Origin of the sequence: Duganella sp. FT27W (assembly GCF_009295655.1) — a bacterium.
Lineage (GTDB): Bacteria > Pseudomonadota > Gammaproteobacteria > Burkholderiales > Burkholderiaceae_D > Rugamonas > Rugamonas zoogloeoides.
This window is the reverse complement of record NZ_WHIV01000001.1, coordinates 1,379,113-1,396,610: the sequence shown is the minus strand read 5'-3', so window position 1 is coordinate 1,396,610 and position 17,498 is coordinate 1,379,113. Positions and strand designations below refer to the sequence as shown.

Here is a 17,498-nt window from a genome sequence, read left to right as displayed (position 1 = left end):
CATGTTTTTTGCACCACTGTAAAACTTTGAGCAGGGTTTTACGAGGTAAATGAATGAATACAGACTATTTATGGTGTAAATAATGGTAGCCTGTGGCCGAGCCCTGACTACCCCGGAACCGGACATGATCGACATCCGCAATATCGACCTCAACTTGCTGGTGGTCTTCCACGAGGTGTACCGCGAGCGCCAGATTTCGCTGGCCGCCAGGCGCCTGCATCTGACCCAATCGGCGGTCAGCAACGCGCTGGCGCGGCTGCGCCGCACGTTCGACGACGAGCTGTTCGTACGCACTGCGCAGGGCATGCAGCCGACGCCGTTTGCTGAACAACTGGCCGATCCGGTAGCCGGCGCCCTGGCCAGCATTACCGATGCCGTCAACGCGCCGCAGGCGTTCGACGCTGCCACCAGCGCACGCCACTTCCGCCTGGCCATGACCGACGTGGGCGAGGTGTATTTCATGCCGGTGCTGATCGACCTGTTGCGCCGGCGCGCGCCCAGGGTCCAGGTCAGCACCGTGCGCGCCAGCGCCATCGACCTCAAGACCGAGATGGAGGCGGGCAGGGTGGACCTGGCCATCGGCGCTTTCGACGACGTGTCGGCATCGCTGTACCAGCGGCGGCTATTCGAGCAGGAGTACGTGACCATGTTCCGCCAGGGCCACGCGCTGGCCCGTGGCACGCCCACGCTCAAACGCTTCCTGGCAGTCGAGCACCTGGTGGTGGCGTCGTCCGAAAGCCCGTACGACCGCATCAACACGCTGCTGGAAGAGGCCGGCGTGCGCGCGGCCACCACGTTCCAGGTACCGCACTTTACGGCCGTGCCCTATATCGTGAGCAGTACCGACCTGGTGGTGACGGTGCCGGAAAAGCTGGCGCAGCGCGCGGCCGCGCCATTCCAGCTCGCCTACGTGCGGCCGCCGCTGGCGCTGCCAACCCTGCAGACCCGGCTGTTCTGGCACCGGCGCTACAGCCAGGATGCGGGCAACCAGTGGCTGCGCAACCTGGTGGCGCAGACGTTTGCGGAATAGTCAGGGCTGGCGCAGTTTCTTGCGCGCCGCCTCGATCCCCCGTATTGCCCGGTCGGTATCGTGGGGCGCTTCCAGAAAACGGCGCAGGTTGTCGTAGGTGGGCGCCACCAGGTCGGCCCTGGCGTCGCGGTCGAAGAAGTAGGTGTGGCCGGCCGCCCCGCGCCAGACGGCTGCCGTGGCCTCGCCCAGCAGCACGGCCGGTGACGTGGCGCCTGCCTGCGGCGCCAGGGTCTGGTCGGCCTCGGCGATGCGGCGCAGTGCGTCGCCTTCGGCGAGGAAGGCCAGGAAGCGGTTGCGCGCCTTGGGATGACGGCCCCTCGCCGGCAGTACCAGCACATCGAGCGGCGCTTCCTCGTAGACGGGCTGGCCGGGGCGCATCACGGGGAACGGAAAGAACCCCATGTCGGGCGCGATGGCGTTGGGAAAGCGGGCCGCGATGAAACTGCCGGCCAGCATCATGCCCACGTGGTTGCGGTACATATAGGGCAGCACCCGTTCATGCTCCTGGTCGATGGTGGGCGCAAAAAAGTAATCGTTGCGCAGCAGGCCGCCCCAGGTATCGAATACCTGTCTGACCCGGGCATCGGTAAAGGCGATGTCGCCGCGCAGCAGCTTGCGGTGGAACGCCACGCCGTTCAGGCGCAGATTCAGGTAGTCGAACCAGGCGGCGGCCGGCCAGGCGCTGCGTGCGCCCAGGCCCAGCGGCGTCACGCCCGCCGCTTTCAGTCGCGCGCACACTTGCAGGAATTCGTCCCAGGTGGCTGGCGCTTGCAGGCCCAGTTGCTGGAACAGCGACTTGCGGTAAATAAAACCCCACACGTAGTAATACAGCGGAAAGCCGTATACCTGGCCCTCGATGCGGGTGCCGTCCAGCGTACCGGGCAAGAATTTTTTGTTTTCCAGGAGCGCCAGCATGCCGGCGTCGAGCGGCACCAGCAGCTTGTGGCTGGCGGCATCGCGCAGGCGTTCGCCCGCGTACCAGAACGCCACGTCGGCGCGGCCCTCGCGGAGCCGGGTGGTGAAATCGCGCTTGTATTGTTCTTGTGGGAAGCCGTTGTTGACGACTTCGATGTCGGGATTAGCCGCAGAAAATTGGTCGATGATGCTGAGCCAGGCGCTACGCTGGGGACTGTTGGAGATCACGTAATCGATCACCAGTTGCTCGGCGGCGCATGGCTGGCAGAACAGTAAAAACACGGCCCATAACCATCCCCTGGCATGCCGGCGGCGCAGACGAATGAATATGCTGGGCATCGATGTCATTGCAGTGGTCGGGTTGGATCCAGTTGGCAGGATACGCTGATAATGTCTCAGAGCCATTTTAATTGTGCAAGTTTTAAATGTTTGGGTGGACGTCTGCTGGCAATGGACGACATGGCTGCTTGCCCCATTCCTACTTGCCACTACGCGTCCGTCCTACGCAAACCGGCCTCGGGCAGGCGCACAATCTCCCTGCATGTGAGAGATCATCTACAAGGAGTATCGACATGAACCTGACCACACCAACCACCATCGGCGAATTGCGCCGCCTGATTGCCGAAGCGGACGACCTTGCCGGCGCGCACGTATTGTGGATCGATACCGGCGGAGAAGTGCACCTGTCCGCCAATGACGGCAACTGTGACGACGGCGCCGTGCGGTTGCGCTTTGCGCCGTTCCAGGCTGGCGCCGGCATGGTCGGTCCCATGGCCGCGCACGACGACCGCCTGATCGGCAAAATGTATTTCAGCATCTTGCACCACTGGCTGCACGCCGGCGATGCGCCACCGGGACCGCTGGACGCTGAACTCGATGACTTCGAGCGCGAGGGCGGCTGGAATGTGTCGGCCAAGGCCGGCGCACACGTGATGAACATGGCGCCACGTCACGGCGCGTTCGGCGCCAGGTGCCACTAGTGCTGTTTCTCGCCGGAAGACCATTCCGGCGGCGATTTTCGCTTAACTAGGGTACACCCTAGGGCCGCAGCGATTCTGGAAGGCGTCGCGCTACCGCTTCGCCCCAGCGGCGCTGACCGTGACTGCACCGGGACAGGCGCTACCGCGTTGCAGCGCCTGTGCGCCAGCCCAGGTACAAGCACAGCAATCCGACCGCGACAAACGCGCTATCGAAGCTGATAAACAGTTCGCTCGCGGGCCGGCCAGGCAGGCCGGCATCCACCAAAGGCAGCGCGAGCCACAGCGTTGCCCCCAGCCACCACAGCCCGCGCCAGGCCGCAATGCCGCCGCGCCATCCGGAATAAACGGTAGCGGCGCCCCAGCACAGGAAAAAACCGTGCACCTCCCATTGCTCCCGGTTGGCCAACCCGAGCGGCAGCAGCCGATTGGCTAGCAGGAAAACGGCCACCGCCACCGGCAAACCCGCCACGCATGCGGCATTGCCGGCCTGGGTAAAACGCAGCCACGCCAGTGAAGTCCCCGGCTTGCTGCGCCGCTTGACCGTCCACAGCACCAGCCCGGTCGCCACCATGGACGCCCCCAGCATGCTGCTGCCAAAGTACAGCCAGCGCAGCGCCGGATCGGCATAACGCCCCAGGTGCAGGCCGTATCCCGTGCCCCAGGTGGTGAGCGCCGGCCCGCTGCGTGCGCGCTCGTCGAGCAAGGCGCCGCTCACGCCATCGAACAGCAAATACGCCGGCGCCACCGAGATCCGGCCTCCATCGCCGCGCACGAGCGCGACGCGCGACGCCGCATCGCCGGGATGGCTCACGATCACGCGGCCGATGCTGCCGTCGCCCCAGCGCACAGCGGCCTGCGCCATCAGTGGTGCAAGGGGCGCGGGCGGCACCATCACGCCAGTGCGTTCCGGCGTTTCGAACCGCGCCTGCATCGCCTGCGCCATCGCCGGTCGCGCCTGCTGCTGGCCGAATGCCGCCACAGCGCCCCACGGCATATAGGTCAGCATCAGCGTCACCAGCCCGGTATAGACGATCATCAGGTAAAACGGCAGGCCCAGCACCGAGCTGATGTTGTGGGCGTCAAGCCACGAGCGCTGGCCCTTGCCGGGGCGGAAAGTGAAGAAGTCGCTGAAGATGCGCCGGTGCACGATCACGCCGCTGATCAGCACCACCAGCGCCATCATCGCGCACAGGCCGACGATCCAGCGCCCGAGCGTGCCGGGCAGGTAGTACAGGGAAAAATGGAAGTAATAAAAGAATTCGCCGCCGTGGGTGGCGCGTGGGTGCAGCACGGCGCCGTCGGCCGGGGACAGCAGGGCCCGTTCACGGTGGTCACCGCTTTCCCACGAGGCGTCGATCACGTTGTGGCGCCAGCCGGGCAGGTCGATCTGCCACCGGTCGGCGCCGGCCGCCTGTTGCGCCAGCGTGGCCAGCGCGCGCTGCGCTGCCGCCGCCTGGTCGAGCACGGCTGGCCGCGCCGGCAGTTCCGGCCGCAGCCACTGGGTCAGCTCTTCACGGAAGTAGCTAATGCCGCCGGTAATGAAAATCGCGTACAGCAGCCAGCCGGCCAGCACGCCGGCCCACGCGTGCAGGCCGGCCATGCGCTGGCGCAGGCCGGGCGCCCTGGTTTCCATCAGAAGCGGTAGCTGGCGCTCACGTTGACGGTGCGCTCGGCGCTGCGGTAGCAGAAGGTGCCGTCGCAATCGAGCAGTACCTGCTTGTCGAGCAGATTATTGAAATTGAGCGCGTAGCGCCACGACTTTTGCTCGAGCCCGAACGCCAGATCGAGCATGCCGAACGACGGATTGGTGAGATTGACGTTGTCGTAGTCGAGCGACGAGCGCGCCTTGCCGTAGTAGCGCAGGCCCAGGCCGGCGTTGGCCAGCCAGGTGTCGTTCAGCTTGTGCTGGTAGCGGGTCCATACCGAGGCGCTGTGCTTGACCGCGCTCTGCTGCGGCAGGCCGCGATCGCCGTTGTTGCTCTCGGTGATGTCGGTGTCCAGGTAGGTGTACTGTGCCACCACGCTCAGGTTGCGCGCCAGGTCGGCGCGCGCTTCCAGTTCCAGCCCGCGCGAGCGCACTTCGCCGCTTTGCACCAGCGCGTCCGGGTCTTGCGCGGCGGCGGTGGTAACGTTCTTGCGCACCAGGTTGAACACCGACGCCGTGTAGCTGGCATTGCCCTGGTCCGGCTGGTAGCGCAAGCCCGCTTCCAGCTGGCGCCCTGTGGAGGGTTTGAGCAGATTGTTGTTGATGTCGCGGCCGATCTCGGGCGAGAACGACGTTGACCAGCTGACGTATGGCGCCCAGCCCGACGGCATCAGGTACACCGCGCCTACGCGGCCGGTGGTCTTGCTGGCCGACTGGTCGTAGGTCTGGTTGGCCGTGCCGGCCCGTGGCAGTTCCTGGGTGTTCGAGTTATCGGCGCGGTCGCGGCGCAGGCCGGCCGTCACCACCCACTGGTCCCATTTCACGTGGTCCTGCACATACAGGCCGACCTGCTTGAGCGGGTAGCGTTCGTTGCGCGGGTTGGCTGAGGCCACCGGCGCCTGGCGGTCGCCATAGACCGGGTTGTACAAGTCCAGGGCCGGCATGGGCGAAATCGCGTACGGGAAGCGGTCGACGGTCTTGTTGTCGGCGTAATCGACGCCGACCAGCACGTTATGCGCGAGCGCGCCGGTGCGGAACGCGGCCTGCGCGCGCGTATCGGCCTGCAGGCCGCGCCAGTGCGAGCTGCGCGGGTAGAACAGGCGCGTCATGGCGCCGTTGGCTTGCAGCACGCGCGGGAAGACGTTGGTTTCGTGGCGATCCAGTTCGGTGTAGCGCACGTTCTGCTGCACGCTCCAGGTGTCGTTGAAGCGGTGCTCGAATTCGTAGCCGAGCGCGACATTCTCGCGCTTCCAGCGATTGTCGCGCCCGCCCAGGTTGACGCTGGGCGCAACCTGGCCGCGTGGCCCCGGGTTTTGCAACTGGTTGGGCCAGGCATAGGCCTGGTTGTCTTTCTGGTACTGGCCCAGCAGGGTCAGGCGCGTGTTGGCGTCCGGCTGCCAGGTCAGCGCCGGGGCGAAGAATACGCGGTCGTCGCGGTCGAGGTCGAGGCGGGTGCCCGCTTCGCGCGCCAGCATGGTCACGCGCCAGAGCCAGGCGCCCTAGTCGTCGATGGCGCCGCCCAGGTCGGCCTTGACCTGCTTGCGATCGTAGGTGCCGTATTCGATGCCCATCTCGCGCATCGCGCTGGCCGACGGCCGCTTCGACACGGCGTTGATCATGCCGCCCGGCGGCGACTGGCCGTACAGCACCGAGGCCGGGCCGCGCAGCACTTCCAGGCGTTCCAGGCCATATGGTTCGATCGGTGCGGCGTAGGCGCGGCCCGAGGTCAGCAGGCCGTCGCGAAAGATGCCGGCCGTGCCCAGCTCGAAGCCGCGCAACATCGAAAATTCATCGACCGCCCACGGCTTCATGTTCGGCGTCACGCCGGCCGTGTAGCGCAGGGCCTCGTCCAGGGTTTCCACCTTGCGGTCGGCCAGTTCGTCGGCGGTCACCACCGATACCGATTGCGGATTGTCGATCAGGCGGCTGTCGGTCTTGGTGGCGGTGGCACTGCGGCGGGCCACGTAGCCGTCCACGTGGCCGAGCGCGGTTTCGCGCGCGCCGCTGACGGTCACTGCCGGCAGCGATGGCAACGGCGCGGCTGCCGGCACGCCGGTACGGGCGGCCGCCTGCGGCGCCGCGCCCTGGCGCAGAATGTAGCGGCCGGCGCCTTGCGGTACCGCTTCCAGGCCGCTGCCGGCCAGCAGGCGGTTCAACGCGTCGCGCGGCGCCAGCGTTGCCTGGACGCCGGGGCTGGTTTTGTCGCCGGTGAGGGCGCCGTCGGCGGCCACGTAAACCCCGGATTCCACCGAGAAGCGGGCGATCACGGCGTTCAGCGGACCGGCGGGAATGTTGTAGGTGCGCGGAACAGCATCGGCAGCGCAGGCCAGGGTGGCGGTGGCGGCGGCCAGCAGGCCGAGCAGGGGACGGGGAGCGAAATAAGTCATGCGTGCTTTCGGAAAAGGAGGATGTCGGTCTTCACAGAGCTTTCCGAACCACGCGGCAAAAAGGGAACCGCTTTCCTGAAAATATTATCCAGGGACGACCGTCACCCACCACGGCAGCGTGAATTTCACCCGCACCGGCAACGCCGCTTCCAGCATGGCCAGCGCCTGGCCGGTATCGCGCAGCGGGAAGGCGCCCACCACGCGCAAGCCGGCGATCGCCGGTCGCAGCCCAGGTGGCCGGGCCGGTAGCGCGACAGATCCGCCAGGAACTGCGCCAGCGGCATATCCTCGGCGATCAGCATGCCCTGGGTCCAGGCCTGGCGTGCCGGTTCCAGCGCGTCGGCGGCGGCGATGGCGTGCCGGGTAAAACTGGTTTGTTCGCCGGCAGTGATTACCCGCGCCGGCGCGTTGAACGGGGTGATCTCGACCCGGCCCTGGCTCACGCCCAGCCCGGTATTTCCGTGGTACTGGCGCACTGCGAAGCGCGTGCCCAGTGCGCGCATGGCGCCCTGGCGGCTGTGCACGATGAAGGGTCGCGCCGGGTGCGCGGTATCGGGGTGTGTTTCCACCAGGATCACGCCCCGGTGCAGCACCAGCAGGCGCTGGCTGTCGTCGTACTGCTCGTCGAGCGCGGTATCGGTATCGAGCCACAGCCGGCTGCCGTCGGCCAGCACTACCTGGCGGTGCTCGCCGGTGCCGGTGCGGTGCGCGGCGCCCAGGCCGGCCACCAGCGTTTGCACGCTTTCCTGGCGCGCCACCTGCCAGCCCGCGCCCACCGTTACCGCTGCCAGCGCCATCGCCTTGAGCAGTTTGCGGCGCTGGCGCACCTGGCTGGCCGCATGCAGGGCGGCGCTTGCCGCTTGCGGCGCTTCGCGGGCGATGGCAACGCCGTCGCTGATCGCTTCCACCCGGGCCCAGGCCTGGCGATGGCCGGCATCGGCCGCCAGCCAGTCCTGCCAGGCCCGGCGTTCGTCATCTTCGACGCGGCCGGAGCGAAACACTGCAAACCATTCGGCAGCCTGTTCCAGCGTGGCGTACGGGATGTCCTGTTCGTGGCGGTGCATGGCCATCGGTCAGGCCAGCGCGGCGCGGAAGGCGGCGCCCGCCGACAGGCAGTGCAGCATCGCCTGCGCCATGTATTTTTTGACCATGCGCTCGGACACGCCCAGCTGCGTACCGATCTCGGCGTAGGTCAGATCGTGCAGTTGCGCCAGCAGGAAGGCCTGGCGCGGCTTGTCGGCCAGGGTGGAAAGGATGCGATCGACCTCGATCAGCGTTTCCACGACGATGGCCTGGTGCTCGGCGGACGGCTGCGTGGCTTCGGGGCGCTCCAGCATGGCCGCCATCCACACCCGTTCGATTTCGGCGCGGCGCCAATGATCCACCACCAGGCCCTTGGCAATGGTGGTGAGATAGGCGCGCGGATGTTGCCCGGCATCGAGTTCGCGCGGCCGCACGATCAGCCGCAAAAACGTGTCCTGCGCCAGGTCTTGCGCGGTAAACAGGCATCCGAGCCTGTTGCGCAGCCACGCCTGCAACCAGTCGTGGTGCTCGGCGTACAGCGTGTGCAATTGTGGCTGCCCGGGAGGAGATGCCGTCATGCGTCGTCACGATGGTTGAGAATAATTCTCATTATTATAGATTCATTCGGCGCGGCGCTACAAGCCTTGCAACGTGCTTGCCACACCCGGTTATTTGCCCGATAATGCGAATACTTCTCATTACATTGGCTGGCCGTGCCGGCAGCTCGTTTCCATGCCTGCCAGCGATTGCTCCCTTTCCACCGACTCCCTGCACGGCGATGCCGTGGGGCGGTTGTATGGCGAGCACCACGGCTGGCTGCTGTCGTGGCTGCGCTACAAGCTCGGCTCCGCCCACCTGGCTGCCGACCTCGCCCACGATACCTTTGTGCGCGTATTGGCCACGCGGGCCCAGGCCGGCATCCTGCAGCCGCGTGCCTACCTGCGCACCATCGCCCACGGCCTGGCCGTCAATTACTGGCGCCGGCAGGATATCGAACGGGCCTACCTGGACTTGCTGGCCACGCTGCCGGCCGACCTGGCGCCATCGCCGGAAGAACGCCTGCTGGTGCTCGAAGCCTTGCACCAGGCTGACGCCATGCTGGCGCGGCTGTCGCACAAGGCGCGCCGCGCTTTCCTCATGCACCAGGTCGATGGCAGCACTTACGCGGAAATCGCGCTTGAGCTGTGCGTGTCCGACCGCATGGTGCGCAAGTACGTGGCCCAGGCCATGCTCCAGTGCCTGGCGCTGGCGGCGGCGGACTGACATGGCCAACCCGGTGTCGCAAGAACGCTTCATCGTCCTGCAACAGGCGGCCGAATGGTATGCCTTGCTCGAATCGGGCGAGGCCGGCGAGCGTGAACACGTCAAATGGCAGCGCTGGCTGGCCGCCGATCCGCTGCATGCCGCCACCTGGCGCCAGGTGCAGGAGATCAGCGGCCAGTTCCGCAGCCTGCCGCAGGCGCCGGCCCGCGCCGCGCTGATGACGGGCGCACCGCAAAGCCGCCGTGCCTTTGCCGCCATGCTGGTGGCGGCAGTTGGCGGACTGGCCTTGTGGAAGTTCGCGCCGGGCATGGCAGCACCCGACAACGTGCTGGCCGGCACCAGCGCCGGCTACGACAGCGTGGTCGGCCAGTTGCGCCGCCTGCGCCTGCCCGACGGCGGCACGCTGCTGCTCGATACCGACAGCGCGATCGATATCGCCTACGATACCGGCGCCCGGCGCATCGTGCTGCGGCGCGGCCGCATCCATATCGACACCGCGCCCGATACGCAGCAACCGGCGCGGCCGCTGCTGGTGCAAACCGGGCAGGGCGTGCTGCGCGCGCTGGGTACACGCTTCGAGGTCACTCTATTGGACGGGCGCACCCGCTTGCGGGTGGAGCAGGGCGCCGTGGAAATCACGCCGCACCGGAACGTGGCGCGCGTGGTCCCGGCCGGCGCAGGTGCGCAGTTCGATACGTCGACGATTGATGGCGAGACGCTGCCAGCGCACGGTGCCGATGCTGCAAATGCGGCGCACGCGGCTACCCGGCCAGGCGACTACCATTGGCGCGGCGGGTCTGCCCCCGGCACCGTTCCTCCCGCCGCCAATGCTGCCCCGGCCTGGACCCGCCGCCTGCTGCTGGCCGATAACCTGCCATTGGGCGACTTCGTGCGCGAGCTGTCGCGCTACCGGCGTGGATACCTGGGTTGCGCGCCCGAGGTGGCGGGTTTGCGCCTGGTCGGCGCCTATCCGCTGGGCGATCACGAGGCCGTGTTCGCGATGCTGGAAGACAGCCTGCCGGTAAAAGTGCGGCACATCCTGCCGTGGTGGGTGACGATTACCGCGCGCTAAAAATATTTTTGAAAATTTGGTTCCGCTTTTCTGGTTTCGCTTGGCATACAGGGGAAAGCCACTTCAATAAAGGGAATCCCATGTCGTTACGCCTTGCCCCACGCCGCCGCCAGCTGGCGCTTGCCATCCATCTCGGCCTGCTGTCCTGCGCGGTCACTGCCACCGCCCAACCCGCGAACATCGCCGCGCACGAAGCTGCGCGGTCGTTCGATCTGCCGGCCGCCGCTCTCAGCACGGCGCTGAGCCGCTTTGCCGGCGAGGCGGGCATGGCCCTGTCGGTCGATGCCAGCCTGACCGACGGTAAAGCTGCACCCGCGCTGCAAGGGCGCTACACGCCGGCCGAAGGCTTGCAGCGCCTGCTGGCCGGCAGCGGCCTCGAAGCCGTGCAGCGCGCCCCCGGCAGCTATGTCTTGCGCGCGGCGCCCAGGATGGCCCAGGCCCAGCCCGAACCGATGTCGGTCATCACCGTGATCGGCAACTGGCTGGTTCATCCCAGTGCGCAATCGGTGCAGGATCATGGCGGCGCTCGCAGCGTCGTGGAGCGCGACGAGTTCATGCGCCTGGGCGCCACCGACGCCCGTGATGTCCTCAACCGCATTCCCGGCGTGCTGGCGCCGACCAATAACGGCACCGGCAGCCACGACATGGCGCTCAACTTCGGCGTACGCGGTTTGAGCCCGCGCCTGGCAGCGCGTTCGACCGTGCTGATGGACGGCATCCCGGTGCCGTTCGCGCCGTACGGCCAGCCGCAACTGTCGTTTGCGCCCATCTCGATGGGCAATATGGATGCGGTGGACGTGGTGCGTGGCGGCGGCGCCGTGCGCTACGGCCCGCAAAACGTGGGCGGCATCGTCAACTTCGTCACCCGCGCGATTCCCGGGCAGGCCACCGGCGACGTCAGCGTGCAGGGAGAGCTCAGCCCGTCCTCGACCAGCGACAGCATCAAGACCCACACCAGCGTACTGCTGGGCGGCACCCTGGACAACGGCCTGGGCGGCGCCATCCTGTACAGCGGCGTGCGCGGTTCCGACTGGCGCGAGCACAGCGACACGCAAATCGATGACGTGATCCTGAAAGGGCGCTATAAAATCGACAGCGCCAGCACCGTCAGCGCCATGCTGCAGCACTACCAGGGCGAGGCCGACATGCCGGGCGGCCTCACGCGCGCAGCTTTTGCGGCCGATCCGTACCAGTCCACCCGTCCGCTCGACAATTTCTGGGGCCGCCGCAACCTGGCCAGCCTGGCCTGGGAGTACAAGCCCGACCGCCAGCGCCAGTTGAGCGTGCAGGCGTTTTACACCGACACCCTGCGCAGCGGCTACCTGGACCAGGGCCGCAACGTCACGCTGTCGCCGCGCACCTACACCGTGCGCGGCGTGGAAACCCGCTATGCGCAGGCATTCCGCGCCGGCCAGCTGCGCCACGAGATCGGCGTGGGCCATCGCTACATCGACGAATCGAGCCACGAACTGCGCTACTGGCGCCTGAAGACCGACAACGTGCTGCCCACCACGGGCAGCCCGTTCGACCGCGATACGTCGGGCAGCACCCGCGCCCACGCCTTCTTCATCGACGACCGCATCGACGCCGGCAACTGGACCATCACGCCCGGCCTGCGCAACGAGCGCATCAGGTCCTACCAGGACAACAACCTGACCGGCAAGCGCGACAGCGGCAATTACAACGTGCTGCTGCCTGCACTGAATGTGCTGTACCACGCCAGCGACGCCTGGAAGCTGTATGCCAGCTCGGACAGCTCGTTTGGCACCGTGCAGTACAGCAAAATGGCCAACGCGGTGGTCAGCGGCGGCGCCGAGCCGGAAAAAGCCCGGTCGTGGGAACTGGGCACGCGCTACCGCCAGGGCGGCCTGCGCGCCGAGGCCAACCTGTTCCTGATCCGCTTCAGCAACCAGTACGAAAGCAATCAGCAGAACAACAGCGTGTATGCGCGCGGCAAAACCCGCCATCGCGGGCTGGAAAGCAGCGTCGAATACGATCTGGGCGCGGCGTTGCCCGGCGTGACCGTCTATGCCAGCTATGCGTACGTCGATGCCGTGATCAGGGAAGCGGGGCCGAACTTCGACTTGCAGGTGCCGTTCTCGCCGCGCCACAAGGGGACGGCCGGCGTCGGCTACAAGGCCGGCAAGTGGCGCGCAAGCCTGGACGGCATGTTCGAGGGCGCGCAGTTTGCCGACAGCGCCAACACCGTGCCTGAAAATGCCGCCGGCAACAATGGCCGCGTGCCCGGTTACGGCGTGTGGGCCGCGCGCGGCAGCGTGGACCTGGGCGGCGGTCCGGGCTCATCGGCCTCCTGGCGCCTGAGTGCCGGCGTGAAAAACCTGTTCGACCACGCGTATTTCGCCCGCTCGTTCGATGACAACAACCTCGGCAAATACATCGCCCAGCCGCGCACCTTGTACCTGCAACTGGGCAGCCGCTTCTAGCCGAAGTACCAGCGGCAGGGGAGACGATTCGAAGCGGAGGTGCAACAACAGTTATCTTAAGTTAAACTGCTGCACCGACTTTCGATCCTTGTGCTCCCTGATTCCATGCTTCCTCGTTCCCGGCGTACCTGGCCCCTGCGGCACCTGTTGATCATGCTCACCGCGATCGGACTGCTGCCGCTGGCGCTGCTGGGTGCGTGGAGCATCCACAACGCCAGCGAATACCAGCAGCGTGAACAAAAACGCCTGATGCTGGACTTGGCGCGGGCCCTGTCCAGCGCTGCCGATGCCGAGCTCGACAGCGCAGTGGCCATTCTGACCGGCCTGGGGCGAGCGCCGGAATTGCAGGACGGCGACTTGCGCACGTTCCACGAGGTGGCCCGGGCGCTGGTCAGAACCCAGCCGGAATGGCTGGGCGTGATCCTCACCGACCAGGCCGGCAAGCCGCTGCTGCGCACCATGACGGAATTCGGCGTACCTGCAGCGCCGATTGCCGATCCCGACAGCCTGCGCGAAGCGCTTACCACGCGCCAGCCGGTGGTGGGCCGTATTGCCCGCGGCCAGCGTGGCCAGCCGGCGTTTCCGGTGCGGGTGCCGGTGATCACCGCATCCGGCAAACTGTATATATTGACTGCCGTGATCCGGCCCGACCGCATGGTGCGCCTGCTCGACCGCCAGCAGGCGCTGGGCGGCGCCGTGACGGCGATCCGCGACAGCAGCCAGGCGGTGGTGGCGCGGTCGCGCAACCAGGATGGCAGCGTGGGCGGCCCGCCCAGTGCGTCGCTGATCGAACTGATGGCGCAGCACGGCGCCGAAGGCGTGGGCTCGGCCCGCACCACCGAGGGCCGCGACATGGTCACGGCCTACACCACCTTGTCGCACTTTAACTGGCTCGCGGTCGTGGGCCGGCCCGCCGAACAATTGACTGCCGCCTCCATGCAGGGACTGGGCATGTACGGCGCCGGTATCGCCGTGTCGCTGCTGGTGGCGATGGTGCTGGCATCGCTGCTGGCGGCGCGGCTGGTCGATACCATCCGCGCCTTGCAGCAGAACGCCGCCGCGCTCGGGTCGGGCGCTGCGCTCACGCCGTCGCCATCGTCGATCACCGAGGTCGAACAGATCAGCCGCGCGCTGGCGCTGGCCGACGCCCAGCGCAATACCCGCGAGCACGAACGCAAGCTGCTGCTCGACTCGCTCAACCAGGCCCTCACCAGCCACCAGGCGGCGCTGGCCGATGCGCGCCAGGCCGGCCGCGCCAAGGATGAATTCCTGGCCGTGCTGGGCCACGAGCTGCGCAATCCGCTCAGCCCCATCGTCACCTCGCTCGATCTGCTCGACCTGCGCAACGATCTCGCCAGCCGGCGCGAACGCGGCGTGATGCGGCGCCAGGTCAACCACCTGCGGCGCCTGGTGGACGACCTGCTCGACGTCTCGCGCATCATCTCCGGCAAGCTGCAGATCGACGTGCGTCCGCTCAACTTGGCCGACGTGGTGCGCCACGCGGTGGCGGCGGTGGCCGACCAGCCGGTGTCGTCCAGCCTGCCGCAGGCGGTGTGGGTGCAGGGCGACGACAGCCGCCTGACCCAGGTACTGAACAACCTGCTGTCGAATGCCGCGCGCTTCGGCAGCACTGCCACGCACGTCACGCTGACCGCCGACGCTGCCGAGGGCATCGCCCGGCTGGTGGTCAGCGACGACGGCATCGGCATGAATACCGAGCTGCTGGCCCGCGTGTTCGAGCCGTTCCAGCAGGCGCCGCAATCGCTGGCGCGCCGTACCGGCGGCCTCGGCCTCGGCCTGGCGATCGTGCGCAAGATCGTGGAGCTGCATGGCGGCCAGGTCACGGCAAGCAGCGCCGGCCTGGGAGAGGGCAGCCGTTTCGAGGTGGTGCTGCCGCTGGCGGCGGCGCCCGAAGCCGTGGCGCCGGGCGGGGCCGGTGCGACGCAGGCGGCGTTGCACGTGCTGCTGGTGGACGACAATGTCGATGCCGCCAACGCCGGCGCCGAACTGCTGACCCTGATGGGCCACACCGTGCGCACGGCCCACAGCGGCGCGGCAGCGCTGGCGGCCGTGCGCGAACACATGCCGCAGGTGGCCATCCTCGACATCGGCCTGCCCGACATGGACGGCTACGCGCTGGCCGGGGCGATCCGGGCCGAAGCCGGCGGCAGGGCGGTGCGGCTGGTGGCGCTGACCGGTTACGGCCAGAAGGAAGACGTGGAACGCGCGTATGCGGCCAGTTTCGACCTGCACCTGACCAAACCGGCGTCGCTCGAGGATTTGCAGTTGGCGACAGCGACCGTGTAGCAGAGCAAACCTACGGTTGTTGTGGCGCGGCCGATCCCGGTGCTTGCGCCGTGGCTGGCGCAGGTTGCGTATAGATGGTGATTGGTGCGCCAGGTGCCGGCGGGACTTTTGGTGTGGCGTTGTTGAGCACGAAGGTGATGATGGTGATACCGGCCACGCCGAGGCCGATACCCATGCCGACGATCCAGCGGATGGTTTCGTTGGCGCTGCGGTGGATTTCCGCCCGTAACTCTGCACGCAGGTCGGACAGGTCGGCCTTGGTGGCCGTCTGATCGAGGCGCGCCTCGATCCGCGCCAGCCGTTCTCCGGTAACGGCAGCAAATTCCTCCAGCCTGACGAAGCGATTTTCGATGTCCATCCAACCATCGTAGAGCGCAGGCTTGCGATCGTCAAGCAACCTCAAGCCTGCAAAACACGCGTTGGATCAAACGCTTACTGCGCCGTCACCTGCACCGGTTCCTGCGGGAACGAGGTGGCGCCATGGCCCAGGTAGAAGCTCGGGTTTGGCGGCTGGTTGTAGCCGGCGTTCTGGCCCGCCACCTGGCTGCGGTACTGCGGATTGTGCATCAGCGTGGTGATGCGGGTGGTGGTCGGAATCGTGGTGCTGAACACCAGCAGCGCGGTATTGCTGCTGTTGCGCACCACGATTTCCTCGCGCCAGTCGCCGAACAGGTCGGCGGTCAGCACCGGCGTGGCCTTGGTGCCGTTGTTGGTGGCGCCGCCATAGGCGCCCAGGTCGAGCAGGTTGTTCATGCTCGACGTGGCCGGATTCCACTTCTGCACGATGGTGCTGCCCAGCGGTTCGCGCAGCAGGTCGCCGTCCCACCACACGCCGAAGTTCATCGAGCTGGGCGCGCTGGTGCTCAGCTGGGTGCCGGTGACCGTGTGCAGGCCGCCCCGGCTGGCCCAGCATTCGGCGCCGGCGTGATTCGGGTCGATGTCGAAGCACACGCCGCGACCGACGTCGGTGTTCGAGCCGCTGGCGCCCCAGATCAGCGCGCCGGTGGCGGCGTCGTGCAGGCCGGAACCGTTGGCGCCGTAGCTGCTCGGGCTTTCGTGGACCATGTAGATTTGCTGGCCGCTGCGGTTCGGGTCGAATTTGCCGAAGTGCAGGGCGTCGCCGTGGCCCAGGCCGGTGGTGTACAGCAACTGGCCGTTGCTGCCGATGGTGGCCGCGCCATACACGACGTCGTCCTTGCCGTCGCCATCGGCGTCGCCGGTGGCGAACCAGTGCGCGCCCTGGCCGCGCGCTGCGCTGCCGGCCACGTCGGTATCAAACACCCAGCGGCTGGTCAGGTTGCCGTTGCGCCAGTCCCACGCTGCGATCACGGCGCGCGTGTAGTAACCGCGCGAAAACATCGCGCTCGGGCGGGCGCCGTCGAGGTTGGCCACGCCGCCGAGGAAGCGGTCTACCCGGTTGCCATAGTTGTCGCCCCAGCTCGACACCGTGCCGCGCGCCGGCAGGTAGTTGACGGTTTTCATGGCGGCGCCGGTCTGGCCGTTGAACACGGTGAGGAATTCCGGCCCGGTCAGGATGTAGCCGGCGCTGGAGCGGTAGTCGGCGGTGGCCGAACCGATGGTCGTGCCCTGACCATCGACGGTGCCGTCGGCCGTTTTCGCCATCACCTCGGCCTTGCCGTCGCCGTCGAAATCGTAGGCCAGGAACGTGGTGTAGTGGGCGCCGGCGCGGATGTTCTTGCCGAGGTTGATGCGCCACAGCAGGGTGCCATCGAGTTTATATGCGTCGAGGTAGGTGTTGCCGGTGTAGCCGGACTGCGAATTGTCCTTGGCATTGGTCGGCTGCCACTTGACGACGATCTCGTAGGTGCCGTCGCCATCGAGGTCGGCGGGCGCGCCGTCGTTGAGTTCATACGTGTAGGCCACGCCGTCGGGCGTGGTGCCGCCGGCCGGCGCCTGCACCGGGATCGATTTGTACGGTTGGCTCCAGGTGGCGCCGGCGCTGAACTGCGAGCTGGCCTGTTCCACCCCGCCCACTACCGCACGCACCGCGTACTGGTTGCCGGCGTTACCGACGCTGTCGCTGTAGTTGAGCGCATTCAACGGCGTGGCAGTGATCTTGATGCCGTCGCGATACACATTGAAGGTGGTGCCGGCAGCGTCGGTGGCCAGCTGGCGCCAGCTGACGAACACGCCGTTGCCCGACGTGACGGCCACGGCGCCGCGATTGAGTCGTTCGATCTGCTTGTTCGCTGCGGTGGCCGTGCCGGCCGCAAGCGTGGCGATCAGGATGGATACCGCTGAGGCGATGCGTACATTCATGGTTTTGTCTCCATTGGATATGGTTATGGGCCCGTCGCGCGGGCCTGCGTAAGTTACCTCAGTAAAAATGCAAGTTACCGCCGCAAACCGGGCAGGAGCGTAATAGTCAACTTGTCGAGCAATGTTGTTGTTTTCGGTAGCGCAAACATGAA

General features: G+C 67.0%; 14 protein-coding genes. 6 read left to right on the top strand and 8 right to left on the bottom strand.

Features of this window, described 5'->3' with window-relative positions; translation table 11 throughout:
• Positions 1-124 precede the first annotated feature (124 nt).
• Positions 125-1,030, top strand: coding sequence for a LysR family transcriptional regulator (locus F8197_RS05900; protein WP_152880688.1), 906 nt, complete (start codon positions 125-127; stop codon positions 1,028-1,030).
• Here the strand turns inward: F8197_RS05900 and F8197_RS05895 are convergent, their stop codons facing one another.
• Positions 1,031-2,227 carry an extracellular solute-binding protein gene (locus tag F8197_RS05895; RefSeq protein ID WP_193333341.1) on the bottom strand — a complete coding sequence of 399 codons (1,197 nt, stop codon included), beginning with the start codon at positions 2,225-2,227 and terminating at the stop codon, positions 1,031-1,033.
• A gap of 290 nt (positions 2,228-2,517) precedes the next feature.
• On the opposite strand from F8197_RS05895, the gene F8197_RS05890 reads away from it, so the two are divergent.
• Positions 2,518-2,925, top strand: coding sequence for a hypothetical protein (locus F8197_RS05890; RefSeq protein WP_152880684.1), 408 nt, complete (start codon positions 2,518-2,520; stop codon positions 2,923-2,925).
• Between the two features lie 139 nt (positions 2,926-3,064).
• Here the strand turns inward: F8197_RS05890 and F8197_RS05885 are convergent, their stop codons facing one another.
• The 5 genes from F8197_RS05885 to F8197_RS05865 form a co-directional block, all read right to left on the bottom strand.
• Positions 3,065-4,558, bottom strand: coding sequence for a PepSY domain-containing protein (locus tag F8197_RS05885; protein WP_152880682.1), 1,494 nt, complete (start codon positions 4,556-4,558; stop codon positions 3,065-3,067).
• Entirely contained in the window at positions 4,558-6,045 is a 1,488-nt protein-coding gene (locus F8197_RS05880; RefSeq protein ID WP_152880680.1) for a TonB-dependent siderophore receptor, read from the bottom strand. The genes F8197_RS05885 and F8197_RS05880 overlap by 1 nt, the downstream gene beginning before the upstream one ends.
• A 24-nt stretch (positions 6,046-6,069) precedes the next feature.
• Positions 6,070-6,957, bottom strand: a complete 888-nt coding sequence (locus F8197_RS05875) for a TonB-dependent siderophore receptor (RefSeq protein ID WP_152880678.1) — start codon at positions 6,955-6,957, stop codon at positions 6,070-6,072.
• 125 nt (positions 6,958-7,082) lie between these two features.
• Positions 7,083-8,021 carry a FecR domain-containing protein gene (locus tag F8197_RS05870; RefSeq protein ID WP_227012088.1) on the bottom strand — a complete coding sequence of 313 codons (939 nt, stop codon included), beginning with the start codon at positions 8,019-8,021 and terminating at the stop codon, positions 7,083-7,085.
• A 9-nt stretch (positions 8,022-8,030) separates the two neighbouring features.
• Positions 8,031-8,558, bottom strand: coding sequence for a sigma-70 family RNA polymerase sigma factor (locus tag F8197_RS05865; RefSeq protein WP_152880676.1), 528 nt, complete (start codon positions 8,556-8,558; stop codon positions 8,031-8,033).
• A 154-nt stretch (positions 8,559-8,712) separates the two neighbouring features.
• Here F8197_RS05865 and F8197_RS05860 point away from each other — a divergent pair, with 154 nt between their 5' ends.
• The 4 genes from F8197_RS05860 (at position 8,713) to F8197_RS05845 (ending at position 15,066) form a co-directional block, all read left to right on the top strand.
• A complete protein-coding gene (locus F8197_RS05860) occupies positions 8,713-9,243 on the top strand; it encodes a sigma-70 family RNA polymerase sigma factor (RefSeq protein WP_152880674.1) in 531 nt (176 codons plus the stop codon).
• Position 9,244: 1 nt separating this feature from the next.
• Positions 9,245-10,315, top strand: a complete 1,071-nt coding sequence (locus F8197_RS05855) for a FecR domain-containing protein (protein WP_193333340.1) — start codon at positions 9,245-9,247, stop codon at positions 10,313-10,315.
• An 80-nt stretch (positions 10,316-10,395) separates the two neighbouring features.
• Positions 10,396-12,759 (top strand): TonB-dependent Fe(3+) dicitrate receptor FecA, encoded by a 2,364-nt coding sequence (fecA, locus tag F8197_RS05850; RefSeq protein WP_152880670.1) that lies wholly within the window; start codon positions 10,396-10,398, stop codon positions 12,757-12,759.
• Positions 12,760-12,912: 153 nt separating this feature from the next.
• A complete protein-coding gene (locus F8197_RS05845) occupies positions 12,913-15,066 on the top strand; it encodes an ATP-binding protein (protein ID WP_227012087.1) in 2,154 nt (717 codons plus the stop codon).
• A gap of 10 nt (positions 15,067-15,076) precedes the next feature.
• Here the strand turns inward: F8197_RS05845 and F8197_RS05840 are convergent, their stop codons facing one another.
• Both F8197_RS05840 and F8197_RS05835 read right to left on the bottom strand, forming a co-directional pair.
• Complete coding sequence (locus tag F8197_RS05840; protein WP_152880668.1) at positions 15,077-15,424, bottom strand: hypothetical protein; 348 nt, start codon at positions 15,422-15,424, stop codon at positions 15,077-15,079.
• A gap of 74 nt (positions 15,425-15,498) precedes the next feature.
• The gene (locus F8197_RS05835) at positions 15,499-17,346 is read right to left on the bottom strand and encodes a rhamnogalacturonan lyase (protein ID WP_152880666.1); all 1,848 of its coding nucleotides are present in this window, start codon (positions 17,344-17,346) and stop codon (positions 15,499-15,501) included.
• Positions 17,347-17,498 lie beyond the last annotated feature (152 nt).

Bases quoted from the DNA above. Each gene is read 5' to 3' on its own strand.
- fecA (WP_152880670.1), top strand. From the start codon at position 10,396: ATGTCGTTACGCCTTGCCCCACGCCGCCGCCAGCTGGCGCTTGCCATC.
- F8197_RS05865 (WP_152880676.1), bottom strand. From the start codon at position 8,558: ATGACGGCATCTCCTCCCGGGCAGCCACAATTGCACACGCTGTACGCC.
- F8197_RS05835 (WP_152880666.1), bottom strand. From the start codon at position 17,346: ATGAATGTACGCATCGCCTCAGCGGTATCCATCCTGATCGCCACGCTT.
- F8197_RS05840 (WP_152880668.1), bottom strand. From the start codon at position 15,424: ATGGACATCGAAAATCGCTTCGTCAGGCTGGAGGAATTTGCTGCCGTT.
- F8197_RS05845 (WP_227012087.1), top strand. From the start codon at position 12,913: ATGCTCACCGCGATCGGACTGCTGCCGCTGGCGCTGCTGGGTGCGTGG.
- F8197_RS05890 (WP_152880684.1), top strand. From the start codon at position 2,518: ATGAACCTGACCACACCAACCACCATCGGCGAATTGCGCCGCCTGATT.
- F8197_RS05880 (WP_152880680.1), bottom strand. From the start codon at position 6,045: ATGCTGGCGCGCGAAGCGGGCACCCGCCTCGACCTCGACCGCGACGAC.
- F8197_RS05870 (WP_227012088.1), bottom strand. From the start codon at position 8,021: ATGCACCGCCACGAACAGGACATCCCGTACGCCACGCTGGAACAGGCT.
- F8197_RS05900 (WP_152880688.1), top strand. From the start codon at position 125: ATGATCGACATCCGCAATATCGACCTCAACTTGCTGGTGGTCTTCCAC.
- F8197_RS05860 (WP_152880674.1), top strand. From the start codon at position 8,713: ATGCCTGCCAGCGATTGCTCCCTTTCCACCGACTCCCTGCACGGCGAT.
- F8197_RS05885 (WP_152880682.1), bottom strand. From the start codon at position 4,558: ATGGAAACCAGGGCGCCCGGCCTGCGCCAGCGCATGGCCGGCCTGCAC.
- F8197_RS05855 (WP_193333340.1), top strand. From the start codon at position 9,245: ATGGCCAACCCGGTGTCGCAAGAACGCTTCATCGTCCTGCAACAGGCG.
- F8197_RS05875 (WP_152880678.1), bottom strand. From the start codon at position 6,957: ATGACTTATTTCGCTCCCCGTCCCCTGCTCGGCCTGCTGGCCGCCGCC.